At 49.8% G+C, this 1248-nt stretch carries 1 protein-coding gene; it reads right to left on the reverse strand.

Annotated features, from left to right (window positions below):
* Positions 1–313: 313 nt before the first annotated feature.
* Positions 314–1171 (reverse strand): alpha/beta fold hydrolase, encoded by an 858-nt coding sequence (locus OSCIL6407_RS0106330; protein WP_007356313.1) that lies wholly within the window; start codon positions 1169–1171, stop codon positions 314–316.
* Between the last annotated feature and the right edge of the window lie 77 nt (positions 1172–1248).

Genomic DNA, 1248 nt, shown 5'->3' on the forward strand with positions numbered 1-1248 from the left:
GGGGAGATGGGGGAGGATGGGGGAGATGGGGGAGAGGGGGAGGGATTATAACAATTCAGCACTTATGCACCCAACCAAAGAAACTCGGTTTTTTGATGAAAATACTTCGCCGGAACCCACAGATTCTCTCAAAAACCTGGTTTCTGGGACTTACTGCGTAAGTTCTAATTGCTAATTGCTAATTGCTAATTGCTAATTGCTAATCGCTAATTACCCATCTCCCCCATCCTCCCCATCTCCCCCATCCTCTCCATCTCCCCCATCCTCCCCCTCTCTTACCCTAGTCCTGAGCATCGTAGCCCCTGGCCCCTACCTAGTTGTCCTCAGACAATATCCTTTGCAAATAAGTGGCTACCACCTGTGGATACTCAACCATTGCCAAATGCCCACAATCGGGAATTTGCATTACATTCTCGCCACATCCAGCAAATAGCCAGTGAAAACTAGCCAAATGTAAAACATATTTTGGTTCCATAATTGGATCGCGATCGCCTGTAATAAAATAAACAGGCTGCTTCAATCGCGCTACAATTTGCGGCAAAAGGTGTACTTCCGCCTCAGTAGTAGAATCCAATAGCGCCCCTAAAGCCGCCTGGGGATGGGCCGCTGCAAAATCAATTAACCGCTGACGACCCCAAAAACGCGCGATCGCATTTACCACACTCATTCGCGCAAACATTAGATCCATTAGCGGTAGATAAGACAGCCACAGCGGCCGCCACCTCACCAACTGCTGGCCCACTGACCGAAATCGCTCAAACTCCTCCTTCAGGTAAATCCCGCCGCCAGAATTGACGCAGACTACCCCCTTAACTTGCTGCGGGGACAAATCAGCGGCCCAAAGAGCGATCGCACCCCCCAGGGAATGCCCAACCAGCCAAGCACTAGAAATATCTAACTTTTCGAGTAAAACCGCCAAATCCTCAGCATAGGCCGCAGGACTATAGCTCAAATTAGCAGGCGCTTCAAACCCCCGGCTGGGTTCAGATTCCCCAAACCCTCGCAAATCGTAGCAAAGGCACTGATAATCAGATGCCAGCAAATCGATCAACGGTTGCCAATAGTGACGGCTTAAAAGCCAACCATGCAGAAATACTAAAACGTGGGGAGATCCAGTGGGAGCCGTCAAACAGTAAGAGTGGCGAACCCCCAAAATATCAATGGTTGCCATCTTTCTATCCTAATCCCAAATTGGCATCAGCAGAAAAATAGAAGAAGGGGCTAGGGGCTAGGGGCTAGGGGCTAGGG

This window comes from Kamptonema formosum PCC 6407, assembly GCF_000332155.1.
GTDB lineage: Bacteria > Cyanobacteriota > Cyanobacteriia > Cyanobacteriales > Microcoleaceae > Kamptonema > Kamptonema formosum.

Coding starts and splice junctions, on each gene's coding strand:
- OSCIL6407_RS0106330 (WP_007356313.1), bottom strand. CDS start 1,171: ATGGCAACCATTGATATTTTGGGGGTTCGCCACTCTTACTGTTTGACG.